Below are 25,334 nucleotides of genomic sequence, written 5' to 3' on the forward strand. Positions count from 1 at the left end.
GCGGCAGTCATCAGGCGGGGAGCCAGCCCTGGCCTTCGGGGGTGATCAGCACCGCCTGCTGCCGGGCCCTTGTCAATGCTGTGTAGAGAAGCCGCTGGTCCCAGTGGCCTTCCCTCTCCGGCATCAGGACCAGCACCTGTTGGTACTGGCTGCCTTGCGACTTGTGGATGGTGATCGCGAAAGCCGCCTCTGCTGCGGCCATGCGGCTGGGATGGACCAGCCGCGACCTTCCGCCGGCGGCGCCGTTGCCGCCACTGCTTTCCTCGCCAGGATCCTGGCTTCCCCAGAACAGCAGCCTGCGCTGGCCCTCCACCATCACCACCACCCCCACATCGCCATTGGCGAGCCCCTGCTCCGGCAGGTTGCGCTGACACAGCACGGGAGTGCCGGGGGGCCAGCCGGCGGGTCCCCGGCTCCAGTCAGCTCCGAGCAGCCGCTGGTTCAGTGATTCCACACCCCAGCGTCCGCGCCTGGTGGGGGCCAGCACCACGCAGCGCTCCACCTCCTCCAGCAGCTCCATGGTCAGGCCCTCAGAATCCTCACTCCAGCGGGCGGCCAGCTGAGCCAGCTGCTGCTGATGGGCCCTGAGCCGCGCCAGTAACTCGACTGGTAATCGTCCTGGTGCGCAGCGCCACCAGCTGAGGTTGTCGGAGGCCTCGAGCAGGCTGAGCTGTTGCAGAAATCCAGGGGTGTCACCACGCCGCAACCGGCCGGCAGCCAGGGCCACGGCCCCGTCATTGCGATAGGTGGTGCTCAGCTCGATCGACGCGTCACCCAGGGCATGGCGCCTGGCCGGGGCCTGCAGTTCCTGCAGCACAGCCCCTGGGCCCACTGGTGCCAGCTGATCGGGATCTCCAACCAGCAGCAGCTGGGCTTCGGCCGGCAAGGCCTCCAGCAGGGCGGCCATCAGGGGGAGATCCAGCATCGACACCTCATCCACCACCAGCAGATCCAGCTCCAGGGGCCGCTCCCGGTTGCGTCCGAACCCCTCGCCGCGGCTCTCCAGCAGGCGATGCAGGGTGGTGCAGGGACTGGCCGTCAGCTGAGCGGCCAGATCCGGCGACAGGGTGGAGCCTCCGGCGGCGATGGCCTGGCGCAGGCGGGCGGCGGCCTTGCCGGTGGGTGCCGCCAGGTGCAGCCGCCAACCAGGGCGTTCCTCCAGCACCGCTGCGAGCATCTGCACGATCGTGCTGGTTTTGCCGGTGCCGGGTCCGCCTCCGAGCAGCACCAGGCCCTGCCTGAGCAAGGCCGCCACCGCTGCCTGCTGATGGGAATCCAGCCCACCCCGCCGCTGGGCCAGCAGCGCAGCGGCCTCCAGGCGCTTTGGGCTCAGGGGTGGCTGGACGCAAGCTGTGGCCCGCTGCTCCAGCTCGGCCATCGTGCTCTCCAGCAGCAACAGCCAGCGCCGCCAGCCCACACCCCGTTCGCTGAGCATCAGCGGGGGCGGGGAGTCGTCCGCTGGCGGCGCCGGCTGCTGCGGGCCCTGGATCCAGCCGCAGCGCATCAGGGCCTGGCGGTGGCCTTCAGGCCAGTGCTCCAAGCTGACGATGCCCTCGGGAACTGGTCCGTCCAGGGGCAGGTGCAACTCACCGCGCACCAGGGCGGCACTCAGCGCCTCGATCAGCTCGGCCAGCAACGGATCGCTCTTGATGCCGTAGAGCCTGGGCAGGGCTTCCGCCAGGGCTCGCCCCAGCGGGCTGAGGGCGGGCGGCTGGGGAGTCATCCGCAGAGTCATCGCTGGCCCTCCCGCAGCAGAGCATCAAGGGCCAGGAGGCGATCCAGCGGTGCTGGCTCCACGAACATCCCGGGCACAGACGGCTCCGCCATGGCCAGGCCCGGCGGCGGGCTGACGGCACCGGGGACGCCCCGCAGGAACACATACAGGTAGCCGCCGAGATCGCGCTGGGGGGTGTACCCCGGCAGACGCCAGCCCAGATAGCGGTGCAGGGCCACCAGATAGAGGTGGGCCTGGAGCGGGTAATGGTGGCTTTCCATCAGTGCTGCCATCTCGGCTTGTCCGTAGTCGAGAGGGCCACAGGCGAGGGGTTGGCCCTGGGGGTCACGCTGTCCCAGCCAGTTGCTTTTCCAGTCCGCCACCCACCAACGCTCCCGCCCGTCCGGCCCCGGTGCGGTGAAGACCAGATCGATCGAGCCGGTGAGGAAGCCGCGGCTGGCCACGTTCAGTTGCGCCAGCCGTTGGGCGTAAGCCCCGCCGAAGCACCCCTGTGGATGCCGGCTGAACACCTCGGCCAACCCCTGGGCCCTCACCAGAGCACGCCCAGTTGAGGTCTCCGCTCCCAGGGCCAGGGGCAGATCGAAGGGCATTTCGCGCAGCTGTCGGCGCGGATTCAGCTGGGCCAGAGACACATTCCCCAGTGCCCCTCCCATGGGTGTGTGACGCAGCTGCTCGAGGAACTTGAGGGTGGCCTGGGCATGCTCCAGATCCAGTCCAGCCCGCTCCAGCTCCAGCTCCACCAGCTTCTGGTGGAGCGGGTCGTCGCCGGGCTGGCGGTGATCGATCCGCTCCAGGATGCGGTGCAGGCAATCCCCGGCAGCGGCGCCGCGGGGAAACATCGCCAGAGGTCCGCTGCGGGGACCCCAGGCATCCGGTCCCTGCTCCGGGCTGACGGGCCCAGTGGCCTGAGGATCAGAGTCGTCCGCATCGACGGCGGCACGATCGATGCCATCGGTTTCGCGGCCCTCTTCCATCGCCTCCGGCGCCAGGGGTTCCCCGTGGGCACCCTGGGTCCAGCTGGAGTAGCTGCTGCGCCCCCAGCCCGACAGCAGGGGCCAGCGGGGCACCGGACCGGTGTCCAGATCTCCGGCCTCTGCAGGGGTTTGCCAGCGCACGGAGTTCTGCTGCCAGGGCTCGCCGCTGATCAAGGTGATCGGCAGGGCTCGCCGCTGGATCTCTGAGTCGAGATGGTCAAGCCACTCCTGATCGGAGCAAGCGGTGTAAAGGTCGTCCTCGTCGTTGTTGGGGCCAAGGGGCGGCAGGGGGTGCCTGCTGAACAGCCACGGGATCAGGGGATTGCTCGCCTGGCCCAGGGCCGGACCGAAGCCGAGCACCAGCAGCTCCCGCGCGCGGGTGAGGGCCACGTAGGCCAGCCGTTCCCGCTCTGCCGCCAGCGCGGCCTGCTCCTGCTCCGCCGCCACCTGCCCCGGCCCCCAGCGCTGATCGAGATGCACATCCAGCTGCGGCCCGCCGGCGTGCTCCGAGGTCCAGCGACGCCCGATTCGGCGGCTGCCCCGGCGGCTGGCATTGCTCACCCCCTGCCAGAAATAGGGGCAGATCACCACGGGGAATTCCAGTCCCTTGCTGCGATGCACCGTCACCACCCCCACGGCGGATGTCACCGCATCGCTGTGGGGCAACTGGTTCTCCGGCACGGTTTCGGGCGGGTGCAATCGCCGCCGCCTCAACCAGTCGGCGCTGGCGGCCGCCCCGAGCCTCTGCTGGTGCAGCCGCTCCTGTACCAGCTCCGCGCACTGCTGGAGGTCGGCCAGCCAGCGACCTTGCAGGGAGAGCTGTGCCAGCTCCTCACTGCGCAGCATCTGCCCCAGGGTGGCGAGCAAGCCGTCGCTGGGCAGGCGCTCGGCCAGGCGGGCCAGCTGGCCGGACAGGCGATCCCACTCCTGGCTGCCGGCTTCCGCCAGCTGGCGCGGACTCCAGCCCATCAGGGGGGAGGCGGCCAGCAGCCGCAGGCGTGCGCCGCTGCCGGGCTCCGCCAGGGCATCGAGCAACCGCTGCAGCAGGGCGGCCCCCTCGCCGGCGAACACATCCCCCTGGCTGAGCAGGCGGCTGGGCAGGCCGCGGCGCTCCAGTGCCTCGCGCAGTTGTTCGGCTTGCTGGTGCCGGTCCACCAACAGGCAGATGTCGGCGGGTTGCAGGGGCCGGCTCAGCTCTGCTCCGCCCATCCGCCATCCGCTCAGCAGCAGATCCAGGACCAGGGCCGCCACCCGATCAGCCGTTCGGCTCTCCAGTTCGCTGCGACTGGGGGGAGCTTCGCCAGCGGCGCGATCGTTTCCGAGCCAGAGCAGCTGCAGGGGCTGCTGCCCCGCCGGCAGGATCAACGGCTCCCCCCCATCCGGCCGGGCGGACCGCAGGGGCGGCACCGGCAGGGCAGAGCGAGGCAGGCCCGGGGCCATCAGTCGGTTCAGCGCCTCCAGCAGGGGAGGTGAGGAGCGGAAGTTGCGCATGAGCCGGTGGCTGGCTGTGGCGGTCCTGCTGGCGGCGCGGTAGGTGTCGAGATCGCCGCCCCGGAAGCGGTAAATGGCCTGCTTGGGATCTCCCACCAGCACCAACAGCTGCCGGGGCCTGCCATCACCGGCCGGGAAGACCCGCTGGAGGATGCGCCACTGCAGGGGATCGGTGTCCTGGAACTCATCGATCAGCGCGGCCTCGTAGCGCTGGGAGAGGGCCTCGATCAGAGTTGGACGCTGGCTGCCGTCGGCACCGGGATCGAGGCTGCTCAGCAGGTCGCCATAGCTCATGCGTCCTCCGCGCTGCCGTCGCCGCGCCAGTTCCGCCCGGGCCCAGTGGCAGAAATGGCTGAGCACCGCCTCGGCAGGAGCGTCCACCAGGGCCGCCGCCGCTGCCAGCAATCGGGGTTGGGGCAGCCGCGGCACCGGCCCCGCCAGTGCCGTCGCCTGGCTGATCGGCCCTGGGTGGAAGTAGTCGGGAATCCAGCTGGTCCTGTCCTCCAGCAGCTCTGCGTAGGAGCCCGGGCACGGCTGTGCCTGCAGCCAGGCGCTGAGCAGCTCGACGCGATTGTGGCGGGGCTTGGCGCTGTAGGGCCCCTTGCTCTTGATGCCTGCCTGCTTGCGCTCTGCCGCTGCCGCGCGGAGAGCCTGTTCCAGGCCCTCACCCTCCTGCTCCCAGAGGGCCTGGAAACGGAGCCAGTCGGTCTCCCACTGGCCGAGCCACTGGGGGGGCAGGGGCTGCTCAGGGTCCCAGCCGGGTGGCAGATCCGGGCTTGCCAGGGTCGGATCCCCCTCCAGGCTGGCCAGCAGGGTTTGCAGTCCTTTGATCTCGACACCCCGGCTGATCAGTCCCCGCAGGGCATGGGCCGGCAGGGGCAACACCTGCTGCTGCCAGTAGTCGTGCACCACCTGTTCCTGCAGGAGCGCACCGTCCTCCTCCAGTTCCACCTCAGGGGCCAGGCCCGCTTCCAGGGCCTGACGCTGCAGGCTGCGGTGGCAGAACCCGTGGATCGTGGTGATGTCGGCGGCGTCAAGCTCCTCAAGGGCCAGCAGCAGTTGGGCGCGCAACCGTTCGCAGTCCTCCGGGAGGATGGTCCCAAGCCAATCCTTCAGTTCCTGATCAAGTCCCTCATGGCGGGCAGGATCTGGGGTCTGCAGCAACTGCTGGGCCTGCTGCAGCCGCCGGCCGATCCGGTCCCTGAGCTCGGCGGCGGCAGCCTTGGTGAAGGTGACCACCAGCAGCGATCGCAGCGACAGCTGCCGCTCCCCCACCAGCCGCAGCACCAGATGGGCGAGGGTGAAGGTCTTGCCGGTGCCGGCACTGGCTTCAATCAGGTGCACCCCTGGATCCAGCGGGAATCCGTTGGCCGCCAGCTCCCCAGCCGCTGCCGCTGACTGGGTTTTGGTGACACTCATGGCTTCAGCTGCTGAAGCAGCAGCGGTTCATGCAGGGCCATGGCCAGGGCGGAGAAAGCTCCGAAATCGCCCCGGAGGAGGGATTCGGCCGGGCAGTCGCGACCGAAACAGAGGGCCATCGCCTCCTGCTCCCGTTCGCCATCGGTCCAGGGGGGAGCCCCCTCCCAGCACTGCAACGCCTTGGTGGAGCCATCGCCGGGGCGTTTGTGCTCTGCCTGGGCATAGGCCCAGCCGGTTTCAGGTGGCACCGGCCAGCAGTGGTGGCGGTGGATCTGCCGCCAGCGGAGCAACTGCTGGAGCTGCTCTGCCGCGGCCCCCGCTGCGATCGCCTGCAGCCGCTGCGCCACCACGAAATGGTTCTTGTCGCGGGCGATCAGGACGGCCTGCCGCGGGGCCTGGCCGCTGGCAGCCGCCAGCAACAGCCGCAGCCAGAGATCGAGACGGTGGGGGATGCGGGCCCGGGCGGTGTGCACCAGCACCAGCAGATCGTCGCGCCAGTCGAGATCAGCCTCCAGGTCCCAGCCCAGACCTGGGTCCTGCCGCTCCTGCCACCGGTGCCGCTGACGCCGGGGTTCCCCCAGTCGCTCGAGGAGCTGCTGCAGCGACGACCAGCGCTGGCTGAGGGCGTCAGCCTCCAGCACCCCAGCAGTCAGTGGAGGCGCCAGGCCCCGCCCCCGCCACAGCCAGGGCCAGTCGGGCGGGGCGGGCTCATGGCCGCCGCGGGCGAGCTGATCCCGCAGCAGCCGGGAGCGCCGCAGCTCATCGAGGCTGAGGTCTTCGAGGTCCTCCAGCGGCTCGGACCATTCCCGCGGCCTCAGGCCCAGTTGCTGCAGCCAGCTCTCCTGGGGCGCCATCAACCAGCGGCGCAGATCCTCAAAAGGATCGTTGCAGGACTCCCGCGCCCATCCTGTGGTGCCGGCCGCAGCCCCGGGCTCAGCTGGCTCCCGTCGGGCGAGGGGTTGAAGTGGTCGCGCTGCCATGGCCGGATCCTCGAGGCGCTGGCGGGCCTGGCGCAGGCGCTGGTCACAGCTGGGGGGCGGTCGCTGACCTGCCGCCAGGAAATTGCGGCGATCGAGCGGACTGACGGGGTGGTCCACCACCAGCCCCTCGAAGCCCTCCGCGCCGAGCTCCGCCCGGAGCTGATCCAGCCACTGGCTGACCGGGGCCGGCGGTGGCAGGGGGTCGCCCCTGCGCTCGTCCCGGCTGCTCCAGCTGACCAGCAGATGATCGCGGGCCGAGAGCAGGGCCTCAAGCAGCACATAGCGATCCTGGTCGGCCGGATCGGGGTCCCCCAGCAGGCGCTGGTGCTCCATCGGATGGAAGTTGGGCCGCTGGCGCCGGCGCGGGAACACCTCCGCGTCGAGGCCCATCAGCACGATCACCCGGTAGGGGATGGCCCGCATCGGTTCGAGGGCGCTGATCGTCAGGGCGCCGCTGCGGTGGCCGAAGCGGCCGCTGTCTGCGGCCAGCCGCTCCTGCAGCACCGCTGCCAGCACCGTGGCCGGGATCGTCAGGCTGCACCCGGCTGCCCCGGCTGTCCACTCGGCGATGGCCTGGTGAATTGAGATCAGCTCCCAGGCCCTCTCGCCGCCGTCGCCGAACAGATCCTCGAGCAGTTCCCTGAGGCACGGGCCCCAGTCTTCGGCGCGGCGGCTGCGGCGTAGCTGGATCAACCACCGCTTGATGCGGGTGAGCAGCAGGATCCAGCGCCCCTGGCTCTCCGGCGTGCCGGAAAGGCGATGGGGCGCGCAGGCGCCGATGGCCAGTCCGGGCTGGTCGGGGAGCACCAGGCCCAGTAAAAGTCGGTCGATCGCCCAGCTCAGGCTGTGTTGCTCGCTGCCGCCCCGCTCGGCCCCGTCCAGCCCCCAGCGGAAGCCACTGGCCTGGAGCGCCCTGGTGATGGCGGCCGCCTCCTGGGGCTCCAGTTGATGGTGCTCCTGCAGGGCAGTGCTTTCCAGCAGGCCCTCCAGTCCCGAGGCCGTCAGGCGCTCTCCGGCCAGGCGCAGCAACTGCAACAGGGACTGGGCAATGCCGGCGTCATCGAGCTGGCTGCGGTCGGTGAGCCGCCAGGGCAGTTCAACGCCTGTGGCGTCGCTGTCGGAGAAGACCGAGGCCAGGAGAGGTGCCAGCTGGTCCACCTGGGGAGTCATCACCAGGATGTGGCGCGGCTCGAGGCTGGGGTCAGCGGCCAGCAGCTGCAGCAAGCGATCACGCACGATCTGCACCTGCCGCAGCTTTCCCGGACAGGGGTGGAACTCCAGGGAGTGGTCCTCCGGAGCGCGCTGCAGGGGATTGCCTTCCGCCGGCTGGGCAAGCTGCTCCTGGAGCTGCTCCAGCAGGGTGGGGCTGCGCTGGCTGCTAGACGCTGCCGTGGCCGGCAACAGAAACAGATCCCGCTCCTGGGCCTCGCCCAGCTCCGACTCCCCGGTGCCCTCCAGCAACTGCTGGAATTCCCCGCCCAGGCGGCCAAAGCGAGCCTCGAGTCCAGGGGTCTGCAGCAACCAGTCGAGGCCGAAGGGCTGCTCCAGGGCCAGAGCGTCCTGCAGCTCGCGGCGGCGCTCGATGCAGCGCTGCCAGAGGTCGGCGCAGGGGGTGAGCAGGTAGAGGTCCACGGTGACCACCAGGGCCAGGGCCTGGAGCAGCTGCACCTGCACGGGCGGGGCGCTGCTGAGGCCGAAGAGGCGCAGGGGGGAGGGGATCGCTTCGACGTTGATGCGGCCCTGGCGCAGACGCTCGATCAACTCCAGGGCCTGGAGCCCGAAGGGTTTCCGTCCCAGCCGATCCCGCAGGCGCTGAACCAGCAGGGGCTGCCAGGCCAGCGACTCCGGCAGGGGGTTGCCGCGGTTGTCGCCACAGCCGCCCTGCCACCAGGCCAGGGCCATGGCGGGCCTGTAGAGGCAGAGGTCGTCGAGGCCATCGGCGATGGCGCGGGCCAGTTGCCAGAGAGGGGTATCCAGCTCGCCCGCGTCGTCGCGGTGCTCCAGCCAGCGCCGCAGCGGCGCGGCTTCAGGGGCCTCCACCAGCTGGGGCAGCAACTCCAGCACAGGCCAGACCAGGTCGCTGGCTCGCCATGGGTCGCTGTCCTCGTTGCTGTCTCCCAGCAGCTGCTGGACAATGGTGCGCAGCTGGCTGCCTGGAAAGGGGAAGCGGATGTTGGCGGCGATTCCCCCCAGCTCGAGGGCCAGCTGCTCCCCCAGCCATCGGCTGGTGGGCCAGGTGTTCACCACCACCGAGACCGTTTCAAAGAGGTCTGGAGGGGCCAGAAGCAGGTGTTGTCCCAGGAGCTGGGCGAGCAGGTCGGCCCTGTTGCTGCGATAGACCGTCAGCATCGAGCTGCTCTCAGCAGGAGCCGGCCACCGCTTTGCCAGAACGCCGTCGGCTCAGGGCCGGCAGCTGGGAGTGGATGCTGCGCAGGCCGGGGACGCTGATCAACTCGGCGGTTTCCGGGCAGTAGGCACTGAGCCGACCGCCGTAACAGGCACCGGTATCGATCTTGACGATGCCGTTGGCACTGCGCTCGACCCGGGCCACGGGGGTGTGCCCGATGATCACATCCCCGAAGCGGCCGTCGTACTGGCTCCAGAAGGGCTGGCGGATGGAGAGATGGGGCAACCAGGTGCTGGGATCGAAGCCAGCATGGGTGGCGACCCAGTCTTCCCCCCAGTAGGCCAGGGGCAGGCCCTCCAGGCGCTCCCGCCAGAGGCGGCATTGACGGCTGCCCAGCTGCCGGTAGGTGTCGGACCCCTCCAGGGCAGGGTCGCTGGTGCTGGTGCCGCGCCGCCTGCTGAGAGCCTTGAGCAGGCTCTGCTCGTGGTTGCCCCGAAGCCATACGGCCCGACCCTGTCCGACCAGATCCCAGGCCAGGATCAAGGTGCGCTCGATCTGGGGTCCTCGATTGATCAGATCACCACAGAAGATCAAACGGTCGCTGAGCGGCAGTCGGGTGATCAGGTCCTGGAGAGCCGTGGCGCAGCCATGAACGTCACCGATCACCCAGTGACGGGGGGGCTGCGGTGTGGACGCCATGCAAAGGATGCGCCGAAGTGGAACTGCGCTACGACCAGTGTGGCCTCTGATCTCCACTTCTGTCAGCCCGATCGCGATCAGTCCTGGCGCAGAGCCTTCACCTGCAGCCTCGGACTGGTACGGTCCGACTCATGCGGCTGGGGTCTGATGAATCCTGCTTCCCTTCCGGTGTCCCAGAGAGTTCAGGCGCTGGTGAAGGCCCTGAACGGGGCAAAGCGCACCAATGAAGCGCTTGCTCGCTGTAGTGACGGTGAAGCGATGATCGAGGTGCTGGTGGATGCCTCGCGCAAGCTTGGTCTGGGGCTCAGCCGCGATGATCTCTTGGCGACACCGCCCATCCGCGACTGGATCTGGTGGAAGAACAAGGAAGCGCTGCTCACCGTCGGTGACAACGTTCCCCGCTATCACCAGGACGGAGGCCGGGGGCGTGCCCCGAAGGCCAGCGAGGCAGAAACGCAACCCCGCCGCCGCTTTCTAGGGCTGTTCTGAACCAGAGCTCGCTGGCAGGTCGAAAGGGCCCGGCCAGAGGCGGAAGCCCAAGCGATCTGCAGTCTCTGTCCAGGGATCTCTCAAGGAAATCATCGGATTTCAGCCGGGTTAGGGCGGGTGCCAACTGACACCATGGACCAAGAAAGACGTCAGCACCTCAACACCTTGATGACCACGGATCTCCACTGGCAAAAGAATGGAGAGCTGCATCCTGAGGATCTCGCTCGTCTGAGGGAACGGCTTCTCGCTGATGCCGCCCTCAATCCAGTGCAGGTTCAATTACTTGATGGCTGGATGCTCACCAAGCAGAAACAGGCGGCCTGACAAGCAGGAGCAGTCGGCCTGATCGGTTCAGATAGTCTGCTGAGCCAGTGGATCCTCAATGGTGCTGCTGGGGGCTTGAAAGCTTCCCTTGGCTACAAATTCCAGCCGTAGCTTCAGAAAATCGATGAATTTCGGGTCGGTCGACACCACGGCTGCAGCTGGGTTTGGCACCGTGGTGGCCAGGGCCGAGAGCTCGGGAGCGTTCAGAAAGGCCGGGCGCTTGAGCAGCCAGAAATCGATCGCTTTGCCCACCTCGCCGTAGTTGCGCACCCGCTCGCGCAGAACCTCCTCAAGGGGTTCCTCCACTGTCAGAAATTGCTCACTGGCGGCGATGAAGTGATACGTGGTGGACGGGGAGGCGCTCATGGGGTGCTGCCGCTGAACAGGGGGTCGCGACGTGGATTCTGAATCAGGGCGCGCATCTCCCTCACCGCGCTCTGCAATCCCACCGCAAGGGCTCTGGCCACGATCGTGTGGCCGATGTTCAGCTCCTCCATCCCCTCGATCGCGGCGATCGGCTCCACGTTCTGATACGTGAGGCCATGGCCGGCATTGACCCTCAGCCCCAGGGAGCGGGCCACGAAGCTGCCTTCCTCGAGGCGGGCCAGTTCCCGTGGTTGCCCATCCCAGTGGGCTTCGGCGTAGGCGCCGGTGTGCAGCTCCACCCAGCGGGCGCCGCTGGCACGGCTGGCCTCCAGCTGAGAGACCTCCGGGTCCACGAACAGGCTGACGGGAATGCCTGAGCCCTGCAGTCGGCCCACCAGTCCCTGCAGCGTGCTGAGCTGGCTCAACACGTCGAGCCCTCCTTCGGTGGTGACTTCCTGGCGATGTTCCGGCACCAGGGTCACCATGTCCGGGCGGATCCGCAGGGCGATCGCCTCCATCTCAGAGGTGGCCGCCATCTCCAGGTTGAGGCGGCTGCGCACGGTGGCTCGCAGTAACTCCACGTCACGCTCCTGGATGTGGCGCCGGTCCTCGCGCAGGTGAACGGTGATTCCATCGGCGCCCCCCAGCTCAGCCAGCAGCGCCAGGGTGACCGGATCGGGTTCGAGCGCCCGGCGGGCCTGACGCACGTTGGCGATGTGATCGATATTCACGCCAAGGCTGGCCATGGCTCGCGCAGGGACTCGTTGGCCTTTGATCCTATGGATCAGCTCAGGCCCAACAGGGGACTTGGCAGGGTCGCGCTCAACCGCAGAGGCAACTGCCCGTGCCCTGAAACGAAGCACTGCCGCTCCCTCTAGCTTGCATCGATTGGCGAATGCGGCTTCAGGTGACGGCCGAGACGACGCAAGTGATCGAGGGACCAGCGAGGACCGAGCCGAAGCCCAGCTCCAACCTGGTGGCCAGGGAGAGCAGTGTCTGTCGCGGCATCAGTCCCGTTCTGTCCCCGCTGGCGATGCTGGTGACCCAGGACCTCGCCCTGCCCGGCTTCTTCAGCTCGATCGAGGTGCTGGGATCGGAGCACCTGCCTCTGCAGGGGCCGGTGTTGCTGGCCCCCACCCACCGGGCCCGCTGGGACGCCCTGCTCCTGCCCCATGCCGCCGGCCGCCGTATCAGTGGCCGCGATTGCCGCTTCATGGTCACCGTCACGGAGATGAAGGGAATTCAGGGCTGGTTTCTCGACCGCCTCGGCTGCTTCCCGATCGACCAGGGACGGCCGGGCACCAGTTCCCTTCGCTACGCCGTCGACCTGCTGGCCGCCTCGGAGCAGCTGGTGGTGTTTCCGGAGGGCCAGATCCGCCGTCAGGATGGGCCGATTCGGGTGCATCAGGGCCTGGGACGGCTGGCGGTCCTTGCTGCCAGCCAGGGCGTTGATGTGCGAGTGGTTCCGATCGGGATCGGCTACAGCCAGGGGCCCCCGCGCTGCCGGGGCCGGGCTGCTCTGGTCTTTGCCCCCGCCATGGCCGTGGATGGAGATGGCGGCCGCTCCGAGGTCCGGGCGCTCAACGACCGGCTGGCGGTGGCGATGCAATCAGCTGAGGAAGCGGCCCGCCTCGCAGTGGGCCGTCCCATCACTCCCCCGTAGAGTCCAACTGCATTTCTGTGTTGTCCCCCGTGCGCCGGCCCCACCTAGCCCTCGGGCTTGCCCTGGCGGCAACCCTGCTGTCTGCTGCCCCGATCCTGCCCCTTCAGGCCCAGGGTGAGCCCCCGAAGGTGCTTGAGGGTTCGGCTGGAACCTTCAACCTCCAGGCCGTCAAGGATCTGCTGAGCCGTGGTGATGCGGCCGTGGCCCGCGGTGATCTGGCTGCCGCCCGCAAGGACTATGACCAGGCCAGGGATGCCAGCCTGCGCCTGCTCGGCTTCTACCGGGATCTGAGCGGATCCTTCCGCGGCCTTGATGCGCGCATTCCCAGGGAGATGGATCAGAAAGGCCGTGAGTCGCTGGAACTGCTCGCCCAGTCCAATCTCCGTCTGGCAGCCCTGCTCCGCCGCCAGAACCAGCCTGAGGTGGCCGTCCCCCTGCTGGTGGAGGTGGTGAAGGTGATGACCCCGACCCGTGAGGAAGGACGCCGCGCTTACCAGACTCTGGTGGAACTCGGCTTCGCCACCATCCCTTACACCGCCGTGAGCGATGCCCCGGCATCGCCGTAAGGCAGCTGGACGTTCCGGCTTCTAGATTCCGTCCTGAGTGGATGGAATCTCGGACATGGTGCAATCGGAGCAGGTGAAAGAAGCGATCTGCGCCAGCCTTCCCGATGCCGAGGTGGAGGTCGAGGATCTCACCGGTGGTGGCGACCATCTCCAGGTGAAAGTGGTGTCCTCAGCCTTTGCCGGTCTCTCGAGGATCAAGCAGCACCAGTTGGTTTACGCGGCCCTGCGCCGTGAGCTGGCCAGTGAGGCCATCCATGCCCTCGCATTGCAGACCACAACCCCCGTTGGTGTGGGCTGATTTTGCCGCTCCTTCCCCCCTTCAATCGTTTTACCCCTGGCATCCATGGACAGCGCCGTCAAGCAACGCATCGACAGCCTTCTGAGCAGCAGCCCGATCGTGGTGTTCATGAAGGGCTCGAAGCTGATGCCCCAGTGTGGGTTTTCCAACAACGTGGTTCAGATCCTCAATTCCCTGGGCATGCCGTTCGAAACTTTTGATGTGCTCTCCGATCCGGAGATTCGTCAGGGCATCAAGGAGTTTTCGGAATGGCCCACCATTCCCCAGGTGTATGTGAATGGCGAGTTCATCGGTGGCTCAGACATCCTGATCGAGATGTACAACTCCGGCGAGCTGCGTGAAACCCTCACGGTGGCCCTGGCCAGCTAGGGATCCAGACGGACGCCTTCTTCAGATATTCCATCCAGTCGGTGCCCGGCCGTTTTTCCTGATAAGTTGCGGCTCGTCTGGAATTCAGTTGCGGCTGTTCTCGAACAGGGTGCTGACATTGCCGTCCGGCCCGATGAAGCTGGAGGGATCCATGATCCAACGCTCGATCAGGTCTTCAAGGCGACGTTGATCCAGAGGTTGCAGCACGGAACCGCGGCGTAGGGCATGCAGGTAGCCATCCGCATAGAGCCTGAGTTCCGAGGGGCTGTGGTAGCGGCTGGCCAGATCCTGGCAGGCGTCACAGATTGACTGGAAGTGACGGATGGCGTCAGGATTCTGCAGCGCGGTCATGGGGCACAGGCTGTCTGGGCGGGCGTGGCATCGATGGATACCGACTGCTCCCGGCGTGTATCAGGTAGCCTAGAGACTCACCCGTGGCCGCGTGTGGAGCTCACACCCAAGCCGGATTCCGTTGATCCAACCCCCGCCAAGCTGACGCTTGAGCCACGTACCGGCGGGGCCTCCATGCTGAAGCGGGTTCTGGTCGTCGATCCCCATCCGACCCTGCGAACGGTCCTGGCCCAGCGCCTCCGTCAGGATGGATATCTGGCAGCAGCCGTGGCCACGGCTGCTGAAGCCCTCCAGCTCTGCGACGACCAGACTCCCGACCTGCTGGTGAGCGCCGAACTGCTAGAGGAGAGCACGGCCCTGCGCCTGGCGGCCCATCTGCGTTCCCCGGTGATGGTGCTCACGGCCCGCACCGGTGCTGATTCGTTGGTGGCCCTGCTTGATGCTGGCGCCGACGACGTCCTGCGCAAGCCCTTCGGTCTGGAGGAACTGGCTGCCCGCTGTCGCAGCCTGCTGCGTCGCAGCGGCACCGGCCTGCAGGAGCGGGTCTGCGTTGGTCCGCTGGAGGTGCACCTGCTGCTGCGCCAGGTGACCCTGCGCGATCAGCCAGTGGAGCTCAGCCCCCGTGAATTCGCCCTGCTCTGTGCCCTGCTGATGCCACCGGGGATGGTTCGCAGTCGCCAGGAGCTGCTGCGCATGGCCTGGCCTCCGTTCAGTGGGGGTCCCCGCTCGGTCGACACCCAGGTACTCACCCTGCGCCGCAAGCTTGAACTGGCTGGCCTTGGCGAGGGCGGTGGCATCGAAACGGTGCGCCAGCAGGGATACCGCTTCAGCCTGGAAACTCTTCCCGAAGCGCCTGAGCCTTCCCTAAGCCCGGCTGGCGGTGTCCGTCCCCAGAGCGCGAGCGCCAGCTGAAGAACCGGTTCTGCTCAGTTCAGGCCTGGGACACTGACTGTGGGCAAGGCCGAGAGCACGACCAGCTCCCCCAGAAGCATGGCCAGGGTGAGAGCCGCCAGGGCCCAGTAGGTCCATGGCGGGGATAGACGGCCGACTGTTGATAGATCCAGGCCGGTGGTGCGTTGCACCTGCAGCAGGAAGGAAGGGAAGCGGTCCACCCGCTGCGGCAGCAGCAGTCGGCGGCCATCCTGAGCATGAAGGTAGTAGACACGCCCGCCCTGGCTCGTACCCAGGCTGGTGAGACCCTCCACCTGCTTCCAGGGAAGCTGCCAGCCCCGGCGCAGCAGCCAGGCGCACCAGCGGGGATGGCCCACCGTGATGCCATCTTGATCGAGCCTGACCCGCTCACTCAGCAAGGCGGCCACCAGCACAAATCCGACCGGCAGGGCAGCGATCAGCCACGGACGCAGCGTTGGTGTGGCCAGCAGCGGCAGGGGCAGAACCAGGGAGAGATAAAGCCCCAGCAGGGTGAAGCGAATCAATGGTGCCACCGGGTAGGTCTGGGGCTGATCCGGTGCCGCTACAGGCGGATTGGAGGCCATGGGGCTCAGCTCAGGCCGAACAGTTCTGCTTCACGGCCACGCCAGAAGCTGCCCAGTCGCATCAGGTCGTTGTGGGCATCCTGCACCCGGCGCAGATACTCATCGGGACCAAGCGAATCCTTCTCTTCCTTGAGACGGCTCATACGCAATTGCAGCATCAGCCAGGGCTTGCTGAGAGCGTCGTTCTGCTCCAGGTAGCGAGCTAGATCCTCGTGGTTCGGGGTGGGGACGGGACCCATGGGGACATGACCATCAATGGCGCTCACCCTATGGAGCGTGAACGATGGGCGCGAGGATGCCGGGGTCGGGTTACCGCTCGGCGCCTTGGCGGGGCCTTCGTGGTGGCTCACGCGGGCAGGGCCCAGGGGTTCAGGCCCAGGTCTGCACCCACCCGATGGGCGCAGGCGAAGCCGCTGAAGGCCACCGCGTTCAACCCCTGACCCGGGAAGCAGGAATCACCCACGAGGTACAGCCCGGGGATGCCGCTGCGGTTGAAGGGCATCGGCAGCAGCCCCGGCAGGCGCATGGCTGGCACCGGGCCATAGCTGCCCTGGTGACGGCCGAGGAAGCGTCGATGACTGCGGGGGGTGCCCACCTCCCGATGGACGATCGCTCCACTCAGGCCGGGCAGGATCTGCTCCAGCCGGTGGATCAGGCGATCGGCTGCGGCTTGCTTTGTCGTGCGGTAGTCGCTGGGGGAGAGTCCCTGCCAGGCCTCCAGGGTCGATGGGGTGAAGGCATGGACGATGTGCCTGCCCTCCGGCGCCAGGTCCGGATCGAGCAGGGTGGGAATCGAGACGAAAACCGTGCCCTGCTCCGCCTCCATGGCGCTCCACTCCTCCAGCAGCAGGTGGTGGCAGTGGCTGCCGGCAGGAATGGCCTCAGCCTTCACTCCCAGATGCAGTGAAAGGAAGGAGGGCGAGGGCTTGTAGCGCCGCCGCCAGGTGTGCTCGGCTGCCGGCACCTGGGCCTCCGCCACCAGCCCGCCGAAAGTGTCCCAGCGGGTGGCGTTGGAGATCACCCGGCTGGCACGGATCGTTTCGCCGGCCGCCAGCTCGACCCCCACAGCCTTGCCTCCCTCGATCAGCACCCGGGTCACCCGGGAGCGGTAGCGGATCGTGCCGCCGTGGCGTTCCAGGCCCCGAACCAGGTGGCGCGCGATTGAGCCCACACCTCCGCGGGGGTAGTTGATGCCGCCGGCATGACGGTCGGAGAAGACCATGCCGGCGTTGATCATCGGCGTCAGGTCCGCTGGCATCACCGACCAGCAGAAGCACTCCATGTCGATGAACTTCAGCAGCGCAGGATCCTTGATATGCCGGCGGGCCACATCGCCCACATTCACCGGCAGCCAGCGGGCCAGGCCAAGGCAGGCCAGTGGTGCCCGCACAAACACCTTCGCCAGGTAGGCCGGATCCTCGAGCGAGAGCAAGGGCATCGCGTCGAGACATCGAAAGACGCTCCAGCAGGTGTCGTAGAAGCGACGGATGCCGGTGGCCTCATGGGGGAACAGAGCCGAAAGCCGGTCGATGAAGCTGTCGTAGTCACGGTCGACCGCCACGGTCAGACCGCCGGGGAGGTGGTACTCGAGCTGGGCCGGATCGGGGATGGTCTCCTGGCGCTCGCCCACATCGGCCAGGGCGCGGGTCAGCAGGTTGGTGTGCCCTTTCTCGCCGAAGCCGAAGATCATCGAGGCGCCCACGTCGAAGGTGTAGCCCTCACGCTTGAAGCTCCCGCCCGAACCGCCCGGGATCAGGTAGCTCTCCAGCACCAGCACCCGCGCCCCCTTTGCGGCGAGCTGGGTGGCCGTCACCAGACCGCCGATCCCGGAGCCGATCACCACGGCGTCCCAGTCCTGGGAGGACGCCTGGCTGGTGGCTGCCGCATTGGCGGGGCTGGAGATGACGCTCACGGGGGTGGGCCTGCTGGCAGGCTTGACCCTAGGCAAAGGTCAGGGCAGCACTGCGGGCTGCAGGCCTGAACGGTGCCAGATCAGCCAGGGCACGGTCGCGGTAGGCGCCGTAGCGGGCCCGCTTCTCCCGGACCCGCACGCTCAGCTCGGGCATCAGGCCGAAGTTGGGGGGCATCGGCTGGAACTTCGCGCTGGTGGCTTCGGCGATGAAGTGGGTGAGGGCGCCGATCATGGTGGTGGGCGGCAGGACGATCGGGCTCTGGCCATGGGCGAGCCGGGCGGCGTTGGTGCCTGCCAGCCAGCCCCCGGCGACGGCGGCGGCATAGCCCTCGGTGCCGGTGATCTGGCCCGCCGCCAGCAGGCTGGGCCGCTGCCGGAACTGCAGGGTGGGATCCAGCAGCTGTGGCGACTGCAGGAAGGTGTTGCGGTGCATCACTCCGAAGCGCACGAACTCGGCGCTCTCCAGGCCTGGAATCAGACGCAGCACCCGTTTCTGCTCACTCCACTTCAGGTTGGTCTGGAAGCCCACCAGGTTCCAGAGACGGCCGCCTTTATCTTCCTGGCGCAGCTGCACCACGGCATGGGCCCTTCTGGCGCGGCGCACGTCGCGGTCCTGCAGGTCGCCCCAGCGCGGATCCCAGAGGCCGATTGGCTTGAGCGGGCCGTAGCGCATGGTGTCGTCGCCGCGACGGGCCAGCTCCTCGATCGGCAGGCAGCCCTCGAAGAAGCTGGCACTCTCCTGCTCGAAATCCTTGAGCTCGGCCTGCTCCGCCGCCAGCAGTGCCTCCCGGAACAGCTCGTACTGCTCCCGGTTCATGGGGCAGTTGATGTAGTCGGCGTCGCCCTTGTCGTAGCGGCTGGCGCGGAAGGCCACCTCCAGGTCGATGCTCTCGCCCGCCACGATCGGACTGGCTGCATCAAAGAAATGGCAGTCGTCACGGCCGGTGAAACGGCGCAGATCCTCGGCCAGGGCATCACTGGTGAGGGGTCCCGTGGCCAGGACGGTGATCTCTCCTGGCTCGGGCAGACGCAGCAGCTCCGCCCGCTCCACCTGGATCAGAGGATGGGTTTCAAGGGTGCGGGTGAGTGTGGCGCTGAACTGGCCGCGATCCACCGCCAGCGCACCTCCGGCCGGAACCGCGTGGCCGTCGGCTGTGCTGATCACCAGTGAACCCAGCTGGCGCAGTTCCTCCTGCAGCAGACCGGCAGCCCGATCACTGGAGAGGGCACCGAAGCTGTTGCTGCAGACCAGTTCGGCGAATTCAGCGCTGTGGTGAGCAGGAGAGGGCCGCACGGGCCGCATCTCCACCAGCCGCACCGGCAGACCTGCCTGGGCTATCTGCCAGGCCGCTTCAGTGCCGGCCAGGCCGGCACCGATCACCAGGACCATCAGGCGCGGGAACGCTTGAGCATCAGTTGCAACTGACCTACGGCCGCCCGGCCGATGTTGAACACAGCCCAGGCAACGGCGAGCAGGATGGGAGCAGTAACCAGCAGCAGCCGAGCGTCCATCGAGGAAGAATCATCGTTTGCCAATCTTACGGACACCACACGCCTGCCCAGAAGTGCTCCTGAGCCGGTTGATCCAAATCGCAGCATTCAGCCACCGCGGCCGGCATGGGAGGCGGCCAGCTGGCTGTAGCGCAAGGCGTGCTGGATCTGCTCGGCGGCCTCTTGCTCGCTGAGCGTTCGCTTCGCCTGTGCAGGGATGCCCGCCACCAGAGTGCGGGCCGGCACGTCCCGAGTCACCACCGCCCCTGCCGCCACCAGGGCGCCCTCCCCAACCCGCACCCCATTGAGAACGATGGCGCCGATGCCGATCAGGCAGCCATCCTCAAGGGTGGCCCCATGCACCACAGCCCGGTGGCCGATGGTCACCCCCGCGCCGATCAGCACCGGCTGGCCTGGATCCCCGTGCAGCACGGCCCCGTCCTGGACGTTGCTGTTGGCCCCGATCTGGATGCTGCAGAGATCGCCCCGGGCCACGGCCAGCGGCCAGATGCTCGCTCCGGCGCTGATGGCCACATCCCCGATCACCACGGCCGAGGGGGCCACCCAGGCTGCGGGGTGAACGCTGGGCTCGGGCCAGGGGGAGGAGGACATGGCAGCGCGCGGGCAACCGGGGGATCAGCACCCCCTGATGACTCAACCATGCTCTCTTGGAGGAGGTGCCCCCTGGGTGATACGTTCCAGGGGTGCCCGCGAGGGCAGCCCACCAGGGCGGGTCGCTAGCTCAGCGGTAGAGCACTCGGCTTTTAACCGATTGGTCCTGAGTTCGAATCTCAGGCGACCCATACCCTCTCCTATCCGGCTGGCCGACGCCACACCCCTGCCGGCTGAGCCAGGACCGATTGAGCTGATCCAGCTAGGGATCCGCAGGCGCTGAAGAGCTGATCATGGATTGATGTTTTCCAGCGCATCCAGGCCCTTGCGCAACAGCTTTTCAGATTGCTCACGCAGCCGTTGCTGGTCTGTTTTTCTGATGCAATTCTGGGTCAGGTAGTTGATGCTGCGAGTGGCCGGATGATAGCCAACTGAGCGCAATCCACAGAGCTCGCGCCCTGGCTTGCCGGCTTCCCGCCGGAGCACTTCTCCCTGCAGGCATCGATAGCCACTTGACCCATCACGCCGGCACAGGGCGAGGTTGCGGAAGACCACATCTTTACCCTGAGCTTTCATGCGGCTGTTGGCAAAGCTTGTGAACGAGACAGGGTCGTAGCTGAAGGGTGCAGCAATGGCCAGGTCAGCCAGCAGCAGTTTGGCCAGTCCCAGCGACGAAGCTGCGGTCCAGCTGAACCATCTGCGCAACCCAGGTGAGTTTCCCATGACTGAATGGCGTCTGAAACTCAACGGTACAGTCGGAAACTGCATTGATTTCATGCTGCATGGCTGAACCCTTGGCTCACTCGGCCTCCATGGATGACAGCGTCCCTCAGGCGCCCAACTGCAGCAACGAGGACTGGCGGCGGATCCGTGATGCCCTGCGCTATCTGGGTCGGGATCTACACCGGCGCTCCTACGCTGTCGAGGCTCAGAGGCGGAAGTTGCTCTGGGCCGAGATGGACGCCTGTCTGCTGCTGGCGGAGCAGATTGACGCCACGCTGTCCGAGGCAGAACCCTGACCGAGTTGAGTCTCCTTCAGGAGCTACCCCACGCTGTGGAGTTCAGACGGAGCCGAAGGCCACCTGACAGGCTGCATTCACCAGCTCTGCTTCAGCAGCATTGCTTGGTTCGCGGCCATCCAGAAGGCCCTGGTTGCAATCGGCCGAGAGCTGGTAAGTGCTGCCATCGCTAGTGACGGCGAAGCTGACTCCCTGGGAGCCGGAGGGCTGAATCGAGCCGTAGAGCAGCTGGTAGTCGGTGTTGGGAACAACGATGTAGGTGGCGTTGCTGCTGATTGCATTGTCGACAGCATTGTTGATGACGGCTGCAGTGGCCAGGGAGGCCACACCCCAAGTTGCGGCTCTTGCCCCCCACCATCCCCAGGAGGGAGAGGACCAGCCGCCATACCAGCCGGCATTCCATGGCCGGGCCACCCCCCAGCCCGGACGAGCCCAGCCTGGGCTGACATTCACATTGCCGATGTTGACGCGCCGATTCGTATTCCAATTCACGTTTCGGTTGATATTTCTATTCACGTCCCGACTGATATTCCTATTTATATCCCGATTGATGTTCCGGTTCACATCCCGATTCACGTCCCGGTTGATGGACCTGTTGCCGTCGAAATTTCCGCTTCTATTGAAGTCGCGGTTGCCGCTGCGATTGAGATCGCGGCTGATGTTGTTCGATCCGGAGGGCCGTTGGATTGATGGCCGCGCTGAGGGTGACGACACCCTGTTGCTCCAGCCGCCATTGGGTCGGCTGTTGCCGCGGTTCAGGCTCGCGCCTCCGCCGCTCATGCCTGTGCGAACACGGTTGCTTCCACCACCGCCACGGCTACCGCCACCGCCACGGCTCCCACCGCCACCACGACTGCCGCCGCCACGGCTTCCACCGCCTCCTCCCCTGGCCAGCAGCTCAGTGGTGATGGGGTTCTGGCTGTCTCCAGGCCATCTGTCCAGTGCCAGTGCTGAGCTTGCCGGGAAGGCGAGCACGCCGGAGAGTAATAGGCTTAATCCAGGGATTCCTTTCATTTGCGCACCACGTCGCAGCCTTCGTCGTAGCAGCTGGCATCGACGCGGCCGTCGCTGCCGAAGTGGACCATCACGTGGTCACGGCCCTTCATGGCAGATGTCTGGTTCTGAAGGACGCTGTTGAGATAGTTGGGGTTGACGACACACAGATCCGTGCCGTTGAAGCAAACCGTGTTGGTGGAGAAACGGGCTTCGGCTCGCTTCAGAGATGTCCAGGCTTTCAATTCCTTGGACCAGAGGTCCATGCGAACGGGTTGATCTCTTACCCGGACAGTCATTACGTCACCGCCGATCTTGTGGCGGTACAGGGTTGATTGACCCTCATTGACCGCTTCGACGATGCAGGCTTTGGCGGGCTCGCCATTGAGGCTGCACTGGGTGGTGAGGGTGTACATAACCTCGCTTTTGCCCCCACCGGCGTTCAGAACGACCAAGGAGGTGGCTGTCGCTATGGCAAGGCCGCCGTGCAGCAGATGGTGACGTAATGACATGAAGCGTGATTGCCGTCGTGGTGACATCAGGGTCGAAGGACGCGAAGAGCTGCAATCAACCTTCTTTCAACGTACCAGCATGTTTCCCGTCAGGCCGCGACGGGATCGCTTATTCCTTCATCAACTGAAGTCTCGGTAACTGATGCCAGCGGCTAGTCCCCGGCGCCCTGGTCCCCCATCAGTGTCTGCATGAGCTGATCCAGATCGCGGCTCTCGAGCAGGACCTTGCCGGCATGGTCGTCCAGCCGGGCGGCATCGATCGGTGAGATCAGCAATTCAAGTAGGCCTGAATTCATGGAGGGCTGACTGAAGAACTTCTGGACGATGCCAACGCGCTAACGGAGGGCCTCCGTTTGCCAGGTCGTGATCACCGGCAGGATCGTGACGGGCAGAACTGCCAGAGCAGCCGCTCAATCCGTTGCTCACAGCGCTTGAGGCAGCTTTTGCAGGACGCGCAGACCCCCTACGATTCAGAAATGCCTGAAGCACAGTCCCTTCCCGAGATCACCCATTGGCTTGAACCTGAAGAACCCAGCCAACGGGGCAACATTCCCAGCCACCGCCGCGACGAGCCCGGCGCCTCTGCTCAACGCAAGCGATACCTCGCCTCCCTGGATGCGGCTGATCCAGCTGGCTGAGTACTCAAGGCCGGTTTCTTCAGCCTGGCGGTGCACTGAAGAATCCAAGCGAATTCAGCCATATCCCCAGCAGCAGCAGCGGCAGCAACACCGCACCGGCGATCTGGAGTTTCACGGTGGTGGCGGACCGTTCCTTGGGGGCCATGGCAGCGGCGAAGCTGACGTGAGCCGTCATCCTGGAGCACCCGCTCAGCCTGGATGTCTGCTGCTGCCCCAGCTGAGCTGCCAGGTCCGCCTCCCTTGCCCCCGCTGCGCCTGGCAGTGGTGGGTCACGTGGAGTGGGTCAGCTTCGTGATGGTGGAGCGGCTGCCGTCTGCCGGTCAGATCCAGCACGCGCTCGAAACCCTGGAGCAACCCGCCGGTGGCGGCGCTGTGGTGGCAGCCCAGTTCAGCCGGCTCACAAATCAGCCGGTGGCCTTCTACACAGCCCTGGGCCGCGATGCCCTCGGAGAGCGGGCGGCTGCCGAGCTGCGGGCCATGGGGCTGGAACTGCATGTGGCCTGGCGAGAGAGCCCCACCCGTCGGGCGATCACCTTCGTGGAGGCGAGCGGGGAGCGCACCATCACGGTGATTGGCGAAAGGCTCTCTCCTGCCGCCAGCGATCCTTTGCCCTGGGCCGAGCTGGCTGGCTGCGACGGGGTGTTCGTGACCGCCGCCGATGAAGCCGCCCTGCGGCTGGCCCGTCGGGCGCGAGTGCTGGCGGCTACGCCCCGGGTCCGTTTGCCGGTTCTGCAGGCGGCCGCCGTGGAGCTTGACGCACTGATCGGTAGTGCCCGCGACCCCGGGGAGAAATTCCGGGATGGGGATCTCTTTCCCGCACCTCGCATTTATGTGGCCACGGAGGCCGAGCAGGGGGGATTCACTGTCCCTGGAGGTCGCTTCAGAGCGATCGAGCGACGCCACCCCCCGGTGGATGCTTACGGGGCTGGCGACAGCTTTGCTGCCGGCTTCACAGCGGGCCTGGCGGCCGGCTGGGAGCGCCCAGACGCCCTGGCGCTGGCCTGCCGCTGCGGCGCCTCTGCCCTTGATGGCCGCGGCGCCTATGCCTCCCAGTGGGGTGTGCCACAGCCCCTCTGAGCCAGGCTGGGTTCCGCTCCAGTCCCCGCACAGCGCTTTCAGATGGACCCGACACTCCCTGGCACTCCCGACGGGGCGGACCTGCTCCGGATGGAGGCGATCGTCCGCAAGCATGGAGGTGCTGTTGAGGCTGCCCAGCTGATCGGCAGCTGGCGTCTGCAGCGCACCTGGCCGCGGGGATCCCAGCGGCCGGCTGAGCTGGTCAGTGGACTCCTGCGGGCCCTGGGCGCAAGGCTGGTGATCGAAGCCCCTGGGGGGGAGGGCGAGGAGCTGGTGATCCGCAACAGCGTGCAGCTCGGGGAACTTGGGCTCACATTTGCTGGCCAGGCCAGGCTCGAGGGCAAGCGGCCCCTGCTGCTGTTTCGTTTTGAGCGTCTGTATCTGGCACTGGGCGCCTGGCGGCCCCTCGATCGCCCACTACCCCAGCCGCTTCCGTTTGGCCAGCAACGGGCCGGGGAGCTGCCCTTCTTCGCCCTGATCGGTGGCGGGGCCAGCCATGGCTGGCTGGCGGCCAGGGGCCGTGGCGGGGGTCTGGCGCTCTGGACCATCGATCCCTCTGATGACAGAGCCCATGGGGCTGCCTAAATTCAATTCAGAGCCCGGTCCTCCCGACCCTGAAACCCTTCCTGCAGGTTCTGTTCCTCACCTGGGTGCTGTTCCGTTGCCTCGACTGGTACGGCCGCTGGCATGCCTTTCGGGCCAGGAACCGACTCGCCAGTGAATTCGCCCGGGAACTGCGGCGTCGCGGGCTGATCAGCACCCTGCGCTGAGGCAACGCCCGCGCCATGGTCCCTGGCTGATTCGCTTTTGGTGTTCTTGATTTCGGGTTGATGTCGGGCAGGTCAACATTGGCGAAGCTCTGTCACATCTCCCTGCTGCCTGAGGCGTGACTCGTCGGCCGCGGCCACGCTGGAGGCAGCCGATGAACCCACTCATGCATACCCATGATCTTGAAAACCACGACAACCTCTATGCCCAGGAGGTGCCGATCCATGGCCGTGAATCGGCCGAGGAGGCCCGTCACCATGTCTCCTGGGCTGTCGCAGCCCTGATCGCCGCCGTGGGTGTGCTGACCGGGGTGGCCTCCATGGGTCATGGTGGGCCATTGGGCTGACTTGCCGTGACGATCGCCCCCCTTGCCGGGCTCATCACCCTGCTGGCTGTGATCACCTTTCAGGCCACCGCCATGCAGGTGGGTCGGGCGCGCATGCGCTACGGGGTGAAGCCACCGCTGATGAGCGGTCCGCCGGCCTTTGAGCGGGCCATGCGGGTGCAGCAGAACACCCTGGAGCAGATCGTGGTGTTCCTGCCAGCCTTCTGGCTGGCAGTGCTGTTCTCCAACGCCACTGCGGCCTCGGTGCTGGGGGCTGTCTGGGTGCTGGGTCGGGTGCTCTATGCGGTCGGCTATCTGCGAGCTCCTGAGCAGCGGGGATTGGGATTCGCCATCAGCTTCATCGCTACGACGGTGCTGCTGGTGATGGCCCTGGTGGGCAGCGTGATGCGTCTGCTCTGA

Annotated in this window: 30 protein-coding genes and 1 tRNA gene; 13 read left to right on the top strand and 18 right to left on the bottom strand. The window is 66.9% G+C overall.

Annotated elements, in window-relative coordinates:
* Window positions 1-10 precede the first annotated feature (10 nt).
* From KBY77_RS04360 to KBY77_RS04375, 4 genes are read right to left on the bottom strand one after another with little or no spacing between them, the layout of a single operon-like run.
* Window positions 11-1,735: an ATP-dependent RecD-like DNA helicase gene (locus tag KBY77_RS04360; protein WP_255102351.1), complete on the bottom strand. Its 1,725-nt coding sequence runs from the start codon at window positions 1,733-1,735 to the stop codon at window positions 11-13.
* A complete protein-coding gene (locus KBY77_RS04365) occupies window positions 1,732-5,619 on the bottom strand; it encodes a UvrD-helicase domain-containing protein (protein ID WP_255102352.1) in 3,888 nt (1,295 codons plus the stop codon). The genes KBY77_RS04360 and KBY77_RS04365 overlap by 4 nt, the downstream gene beginning before the upstream one ends.
* Window positions 5,616-8,948 (bottom strand): exodeoxyribonuclease V subunit gamma, encoded by a 3,333-nt coding sequence (locus tag KBY77_RS04370; protein ID WP_255102353.1) that lies wholly within the window; start codon window positions 8,946-8,948, stop codon window positions 5,616-5,618. The genes KBY77_RS04365 and KBY77_RS04370 overlap by 4 nt, the downstream gene beginning before the upstream one ends.
* Window positions 8,949-8,958: 10 nt before the next feature.
* The gene (locus tag KBY77_RS04375; RefSeq protein ID WP_255102354.1) at window positions 8,959-9,645 is read right to left on the bottom strand and encodes a metallophosphoesterase; all 687 of its coding nucleotides are present in this window, start codon (window positions 9,643-9,645) and stop codon (window positions 8,959-8,961) included.
* A 147-nt stretch (window positions 9,646-9,792) separates the two neighbouring features.
* On the opposite strand from KBY77_RS04375, the gene KBY77_RS04380 reads away from it, so the two are divergent.
* A complete protein-coding gene (locus KBY77_RS04380; RefSeq protein ID WP_255102355.1) occupies window positions 9,793-10,134 on the top strand; it encodes a hypothetical protein in 342 nt (113 codons plus the stop codon).
* A gap of 168 nt (window positions 10,135-10,302) precedes the next feature.
* Window positions 10,303-10,458, top strand: coding sequence for a hypothetical protein (locus KBY77_RS04385; RefSeq protein ID WP_255102356.1), 156 nt, complete (start codon window positions 10,303-10,305; stop codon window positions 10,456-10,458).
* Between the two features lie 27 nt (window positions 10,459-10,485).
* Here KBY77_RS04385 and KBY77_RS04390 read toward each other — a convergent pair whose 3' ends face one another.
* Window positions 10,486-10,824: an MgPME-cyclase complex family protein gene (locus KBY77_RS04390; RefSeq protein ID WP_255102357.1), complete on the bottom strand. Its 339-nt coding sequence runs from the start codon at window positions 10,822-10,824 to the stop codon at window positions 10,486-10,488.
* Window positions 10,821-11,570 (bottom strand): pyridoxine 5'-phosphate synthase, encoded by a 750-nt coding sequence (locus tag KBY77_RS04395; protein WP_255102358.1) that lies wholly within the window; start codon window positions 11,568-11,570, stop codon window positions 10,821-10,823. The genes KBY77_RS04390 and KBY77_RS04395 overlap by 4 nt, the downstream gene beginning before the upstream one ends.
* 161 nt (window positions 11,571-11,731) lie before the next feature.
* Between KBY77_RS04395 and KBY77_RS04400 the strand changes: the two genes are divergently transcribed.
* Genes KBY77_RS04400 through grxD form a run of 4 tightly spaced genes read left to right on the top strand, consistent with a single transcriptional unit; the run spans window position 11,732 to window position 13,720 of the window.
* The gene (locus KBY77_RS04400) at window positions 11,732-12,487 is read left to right on the top strand and encodes a 1-acyl-sn-glycerol-3-phosphate acyltransferase (RefSeq protein WP_255102359.1); all 756 of its coding nucleotides are present in this window, start codon (window positions 11,732-11,734) and stop codon (window positions 12,485-12,487) included.
* A gap of 17 nt (window positions 12,488-12,504) precedes the next feature.
* A complete protein-coding gene (locus KBY77_RS04405) occupies window positions 12,505-13,053 on the top strand; it encodes a hypothetical protein (protein WP_255102360.1) in 549 nt (182 codons plus the stop codon).
* 55 nt (window positions 13,054-13,108) lie between these two features.
* Window positions 13,109-13,351, top strand: a complete 243-nt coding sequence (locus KBY77_RS04410; RefSeq protein ID WP_006170541.1) for a BolA family protein — start codon at window positions 13,109-13,111, stop codon at window positions 13,349-13,351.
* 45 nt (window positions 13,352-13,396) lie between these two features.
* Window positions 13,397-13,720, top strand: a complete 324-nt coding sequence (gene grxD / locus KBY77_RS04415) for a Grx4 family monothiol glutaredoxin (protein WP_094555582.1) — start codon at window positions 13,397-13,399, stop codon at window positions 13,718-13,720.
* A gap of 84 nt (window positions 13,721-13,804) precedes the next feature.
* Here grxD and KBY77_RS04420 read toward each other — a convergent pair whose 3' ends face one another.
* On the bottom strand, window positions 13,805-14,071 hold the full coding sequence (locus KBY77_RS04420; RefSeq protein WP_255093600.1) for a DUF6761 family protein: 267 nt from the start codon (window positions 14,069-14,071) through the stop codon (window positions 13,805-13,807).
* 174 nt (window positions 14,072-14,245) lie between these two features.
* Between KBY77_RS04420 and KBY77_RS04425 the strand changes: the two genes are divergently transcribed.
* Window positions 14,246-14,983, top strand: a complete 738-nt coding sequence (locus KBY77_RS04425) for a response regulator transcription factor (RefSeq protein ID WP_255093599.1) — start codon at window positions 14,246-14,248, stop codon at window positions 14,981-14,983.
* A 14-nt stretch (window positions 14,984-14,997) separates the two neighbouring features.
* Here the strand turns inward: KBY77_RS04425 and KBY77_RS04430 are convergent, their stop codons facing one another.
* The 6 genes from KBY77_RS04430 to KBY77_RS04455 all read right to left on the bottom strand — a co-directional run bounded on the left by KBY77_RS04430 (window position 14,998) and on the right by KBY77_RS04455 (window position 19,582).
* On the bottom strand, window positions 14,998-15,567 hold the full coding sequence (locus tag KBY77_RS04430) for a hypothetical protein (RefSeq protein WP_255102361.1): 570 nt from the start codon (window positions 15,565-15,567) through the stop codon (window positions 14,998-15,000).
* A 5-nt stretch (window positions 15,568-15,572) separates the two neighbouring features.
* Window positions 15,573-15,806 (bottom strand): hypothetical protein, encoded by a 234-nt coding sequence (locus KBY77_RS04435; protein WP_255102362.1) that lies wholly within the window; start codon window positions 15,804-15,806, stop codon window positions 15,573-15,575.
* Between the two features lie 107 nt (window positions 15,807-15,913).
* Complete coding sequence (gene crtH, locus KBY77_RS04440; RefSeq protein WP_255102363.1) at window positions 15,914-17,479, bottom strand: carotenoid isomerase; 1,566 nt, start codon at window positions 17,477-17,479, stop codon at window positions 15,914-15,916.
* A gap of 28 nt (window positions 17,480-17,507) precedes the next feature.
* Complete coding sequence (gene trmFO, locus KBY77_RS04445; RefSeq protein ID WP_255102364.1) at window positions 17,508-18,869, bottom strand: FADH(2)-oxidizing methylenetetrahydrofolate--tRNA-(uracil(54)-C(5))-methyltransferase TrmFO; 1,362 nt, start codon at window positions 18,867-18,869, stop codon at window positions 17,508-17,510.
* A complete protein-coding gene (locus KBY77_RS04450; protein WP_094555684.1) occupies window positions 18,869-18,991 on the bottom strand; it encodes a photosystem II protein Y in 123 nt (40 codons plus the stop codon). Before KBY77_RS04450 ends, trmFO begins: the two co-directional genes overlap by 1 nt.
* Before the next feature lie 87 nt (window positions 18,992-19,078).
* On the bottom strand, window positions 19,079-19,582 hold the full coding sequence (locus KBY77_RS04455; protein ID WP_255102365.1) for a gamma carbonic anhydrase family protein: 504 nt from the start codon (window positions 19,580-19,582) through the stop codon (window positions 19,079-19,081).
* A gap of 119 nt (window positions 19,583-19,701) precedes the next feature.
* On the opposite strand from KBY77_RS04455, the gene KBY77_RS04460 reads away from it, so the two are divergent.
* A tRNA-Lys gene (locus KBY77_RS04460) sits at window positions 19,702-19,773 on the top strand.
* A 100-nt stretch (window positions 19,774-19,873) separates the two neighbouring features.
* Here KBY77_RS04460 and KBY77_RS04465 read toward each other — a convergent pair.
* The gene (locus tag KBY77_RS04465; protein ID WP_255102366.1) at window positions 19,874-20,359 is read right to left on the bottom strand and encodes a hypothetical protein; all 486 of its coding nucleotides are present in this window, start codon (window positions 20,357-20,359) and stop codon (window positions 19,874-19,876) included.
* A gap of 35 nt (window positions 20,360-20,394) precedes the next feature.
* On the opposite strand from KBY77_RS04465, the gene KBY77_RS04470 reads away from it, so the two are divergent.
* Complete coding sequence (locus KBY77_RS04470) at window positions 20,395-20,601, top strand: DUF899 domain-containing protein (protein ID WP_255102367.1); 207 nt, start codon at window positions 20,395-20,397, stop codon at window positions 20,599-20,601.
* Window positions 20,602-20,643: 42 nt separating this feature from the next.
* Here the strand turns inward: KBY77_RS04470 and KBY77_RS04475 are convergent, their stop codons facing one another.
* From KBY77_RS04475 to KBY77_RS04490, 4 genes are all read right to left on the bottom strand, one after another.
* On the bottom strand, window positions 20,644-20,928 hold the full coding sequence (locus KBY77_RS04475; RefSeq protein WP_255102368.1) for a hypothetical protein: 285 nt from the start codon (window positions 20,926-20,928) through the stop codon (window positions 20,644-20,646).
* A 683-nt stretch (window positions 20,929-21,611) separates the two neighbouring features.
* On the bottom strand, window positions 21,612-22,133 hold the full coding sequence (locus tag KBY77_RS04480) for a hypothetical protein (RefSeq protein WP_255102369.1): 522 nt from the start codon (window positions 22,131-22,133) through the stop codon (window positions 21,612-21,614).
* 125 nt (window positions 22,134-22,258) lie between these two features.
* Window positions 22,259-22,402 (bottom strand): hypothetical protein, encoded by a 144-nt coding sequence (locus KBY77_RS04485; RefSeq protein WP_255102370.1) that lies wholly within the window; start codon window positions 22,400-22,402, stop codon window positions 22,259-22,261.
* A 361-nt stretch (window positions 22,403-22,763) separates the two neighbouring features.
* Entirely contained in the window at window positions 22,764-22,919 is a 156-nt protein-coding gene (locus KBY77_RS04490; protein WP_255102371.1) for a hypothetical protein, read from the bottom strand.
* Window positions 22,920-22,942: 23 nt separating this feature from the next.
* Between KBY77_RS04490 and KBY77_RS04495 the strand changes: the two genes are divergently transcribed.
* The 4 genes from KBY77_RS04495 to KBY77_RS04510 all read left to right on the top strand — a co-directional run bounded on the left by KBY77_RS04495 (window position 22,943) and on the right by KBY77_RS04510 (window position 25,334).
* A complete protein-coding gene (locus KBY77_RS04495; protein ID WP_255102372.1) occupies window positions 22,943-23,821 on the top strand; it encodes a PfkB family carbohydrate kinase in 879 nt (292 codons plus the stop codon).
* Window positions 23,822-23,863: 42 nt separating this feature from the next.
* Window positions 23,864-24,406, top strand: a complete 543-nt coding sequence (locus KBY77_RS04500) for a hypothetical protein (protein WP_255102373.1) — start codon at window positions 23,864-23,866, stop codon at window positions 24,404-24,406.
* Window positions 24,407-24,743: 337 nt separating this feature from the next.
* The gene (locus KBY77_RS04505; RefSeq protein WP_255102374.1) at window positions 24,744-24,935 is read left to right on the top strand and encodes a hypothetical protein; all 192 of its coding nucleotides are present in this window, start codon (window positions 24,744-24,746) and stop codon (window positions 24,933-24,935) included.
* A 6-nt stretch (window positions 24,936-24,941) separates the two neighbouring features.
* A complete protein-coding gene (locus KBY77_RS04510) occupies window positions 24,942-25,334 on the top strand; it encodes an MAPEG family protein (RefSeq protein WP_255102375.1) in 393 nt (130 codons plus the stop codon).

Origin of the sequence: Synechococcus sp. Cruz-7E5, from assembly GCF_024345995.1 — a bacterium.
GTDB lineage: Bacteria > Cyanobacteriota > Cyanobacteriia > PCC-6307 > Cyanobiaceae > Regnicoccus_A.

Excerpts from the sequence above, each read along its gene's own strand:
- KBY77_RS04435 (WP_255102362.1), bottom strand. The coding sequence starts at position 15,806 with ATGGGTCCCGTCCCCACCCCGAACCACGAGGATCTAGCTCGCTACCTG.
- KBY77_RS04485 (WP_255102370.1), bottom strand. The coding sequence starts at position 22,402 with ATGAATTCAGGCCTACTTGAATTGCTGATCTCACCGATCGATGCCGCC.
- KBY77_RS04450 (WP_094555684.1), bottom strand. The coding sequence starts at position 18,991 with ATGGACGCTCGGCTGCTGCTGGTTACTGCTCCCATCCTGCTCGCCGTT.
- KBY77_RS04425 (WP_255093599.1), top strand. The coding sequence starts at position 14,246 with ATGCTGAAGCGGGTTCTGGTCGTCGATCCCCATCCGACCCTGCGAACG.
- KBY77_RS04495 (WP_255102372.1), top strand. The coding sequence starts at position 22,943 with ATGTCTGCTGCTGCCCCAGCTGAGCTGCCAGGTCCGCCTCCCTTGCCC.
- KBY77_RS04395 (WP_255102358.1), bottom strand. The coding sequence starts at position 11,570 with ATGGCCAGCCTTGGCGTGAATATCGATCACATCGCCAACGTGCGTCAG.
- KBY77_RS04385 (WP_255102356.1), top strand. The coding sequence starts at position 10,303 with ATGACCACGGATCTCCACTGGCAAAAGAATGGAGAGCTGCATCCTGAG.
- KBY77_RS04380 (WP_255102355.1), top strand. The coding sequence starts at position 9,793 with ATGAATCCTGCTTCCCTTCCGGTGTCCCAGAGAGTTCAGGCGCTGGTG.
- trmFO (WP_255102364.1), bottom strand. The coding sequence starts at position 18,869 with ATGGTCCTGGTGATCGGTGCCGGCCTGGCCGGCACTGAAGCGGCCTGG.
- KBY77_RS04500 (WP_255102373.1), top strand. The coding sequence starts at position 23,864 with ATGGACCCGACACTCCCTGGCACTCCCGACGGGGCGGACCTGCTCCGG.
- KBY77_RS04490 (WP_255102371.1), bottom strand. The coding sequence starts at position 22,919 with ATGACGGCTCACGTCAGCTTCGCCGCTGCCATGGCCCCCAAGGAACGG.
- KBY77_RS04430 (WP_255102361.1), bottom strand. The coding sequence starts at position 15,567 with ATGGCCTCCAATCCGCCTGTAGCGGCACCGGATCAGCCCCAGACCTAC.
- KBY77_RS04360 (WP_255102351.1), bottom strand. The coding sequence starts at position 1,735 with ATGACTCTGCGGATGACTCCCCAGCCGCCCGCCCTCAGCCCGCTGGGG.
- KBY77_RS04455 (WP_255102365.1), bottom strand. The coding sequence starts at position 19,582 with ATGTCCTCCTCCCCCTGGCCCGAGCCCAGCGTTCACCCCGCAGCCTGG.
- KBY77_RS04365 (WP_255102352.1), bottom strand. The coding sequence starts at position 5,619 with ATGAGTGTCACCAAAACCCAGTCAGCGGCAGCGGCTGGGGAGCTGGCG.
- KBY77_RS04420 (WP_255093600.1), bottom strand. The coding sequence starts at position 14,071 with ATGACCGCGCTGCAGAATCCTGACGCCATCCGTCACTTCCAGTCAATC.
- KBY77_RS04390 (WP_255102357.1), bottom strand. The coding sequence starts at position 10,824 with ATGAGCGCCTCCCCGTCCACCACGTATCACTTCATCGCCGCCAGTGAG.
- KBY77_RS04470 (WP_255102367.1), top strand. The coding sequence starts at position 20,395 with ATGGATGACAGCGTCCCTCAGGCGCCCAACTGCAGCAACGAGGACTGG.
- KBY77_RS04410 (WP_006170541.1), top strand. The coding sequence starts at position 13,109 with ATGGTGCAATCGGAGCAGGTGAAAGAAGCGATCTGCGCCAGCCTTCCC.
- KBY77_RS04375 (WP_255102354.1), bottom strand. The coding sequence starts at position 9,645 with ATGGCGTCCACACCGCAGCCCCCCCGTCACTGGGTGATCGGTGACGTT.
- KBY77_RS04370 (WP_255102353.1), bottom strand. The coding sequence starts at position 8,948 with ATGCTGACGGTCTATCGCAGCAACAGGGCCGACCTGCTCGCCCAGCTC.
- KBY77_RS04480 (WP_255102369.1), bottom strand. The coding sequence starts at position 22,133 with ATGTCACCACGACGGCAATCACGCTTCATGTCATTACGTCACCATCTG.
- grxD (WP_094555582.1), top strand. The coding sequence starts at position 13,397 with ATGGACAGCGCCGTCAAGCAACGCATCGACAGCCTTCTGAGCAGCAGC.
- KBY77_RS04505 (WP_255102374.1), top strand. The coding sequence starts at position 24,744 with ATGAACCCACTCATGCATACCCATGATCTTGAAAACCACGACAACCTC.
- KBY77_RS04465 (WP_255102366.1), bottom strand. The coding sequence starts at position 20,359 with ATGAAATCAATGCAGTTTCCGACTGTACCGTTGAGTTTCAGACGCCAT.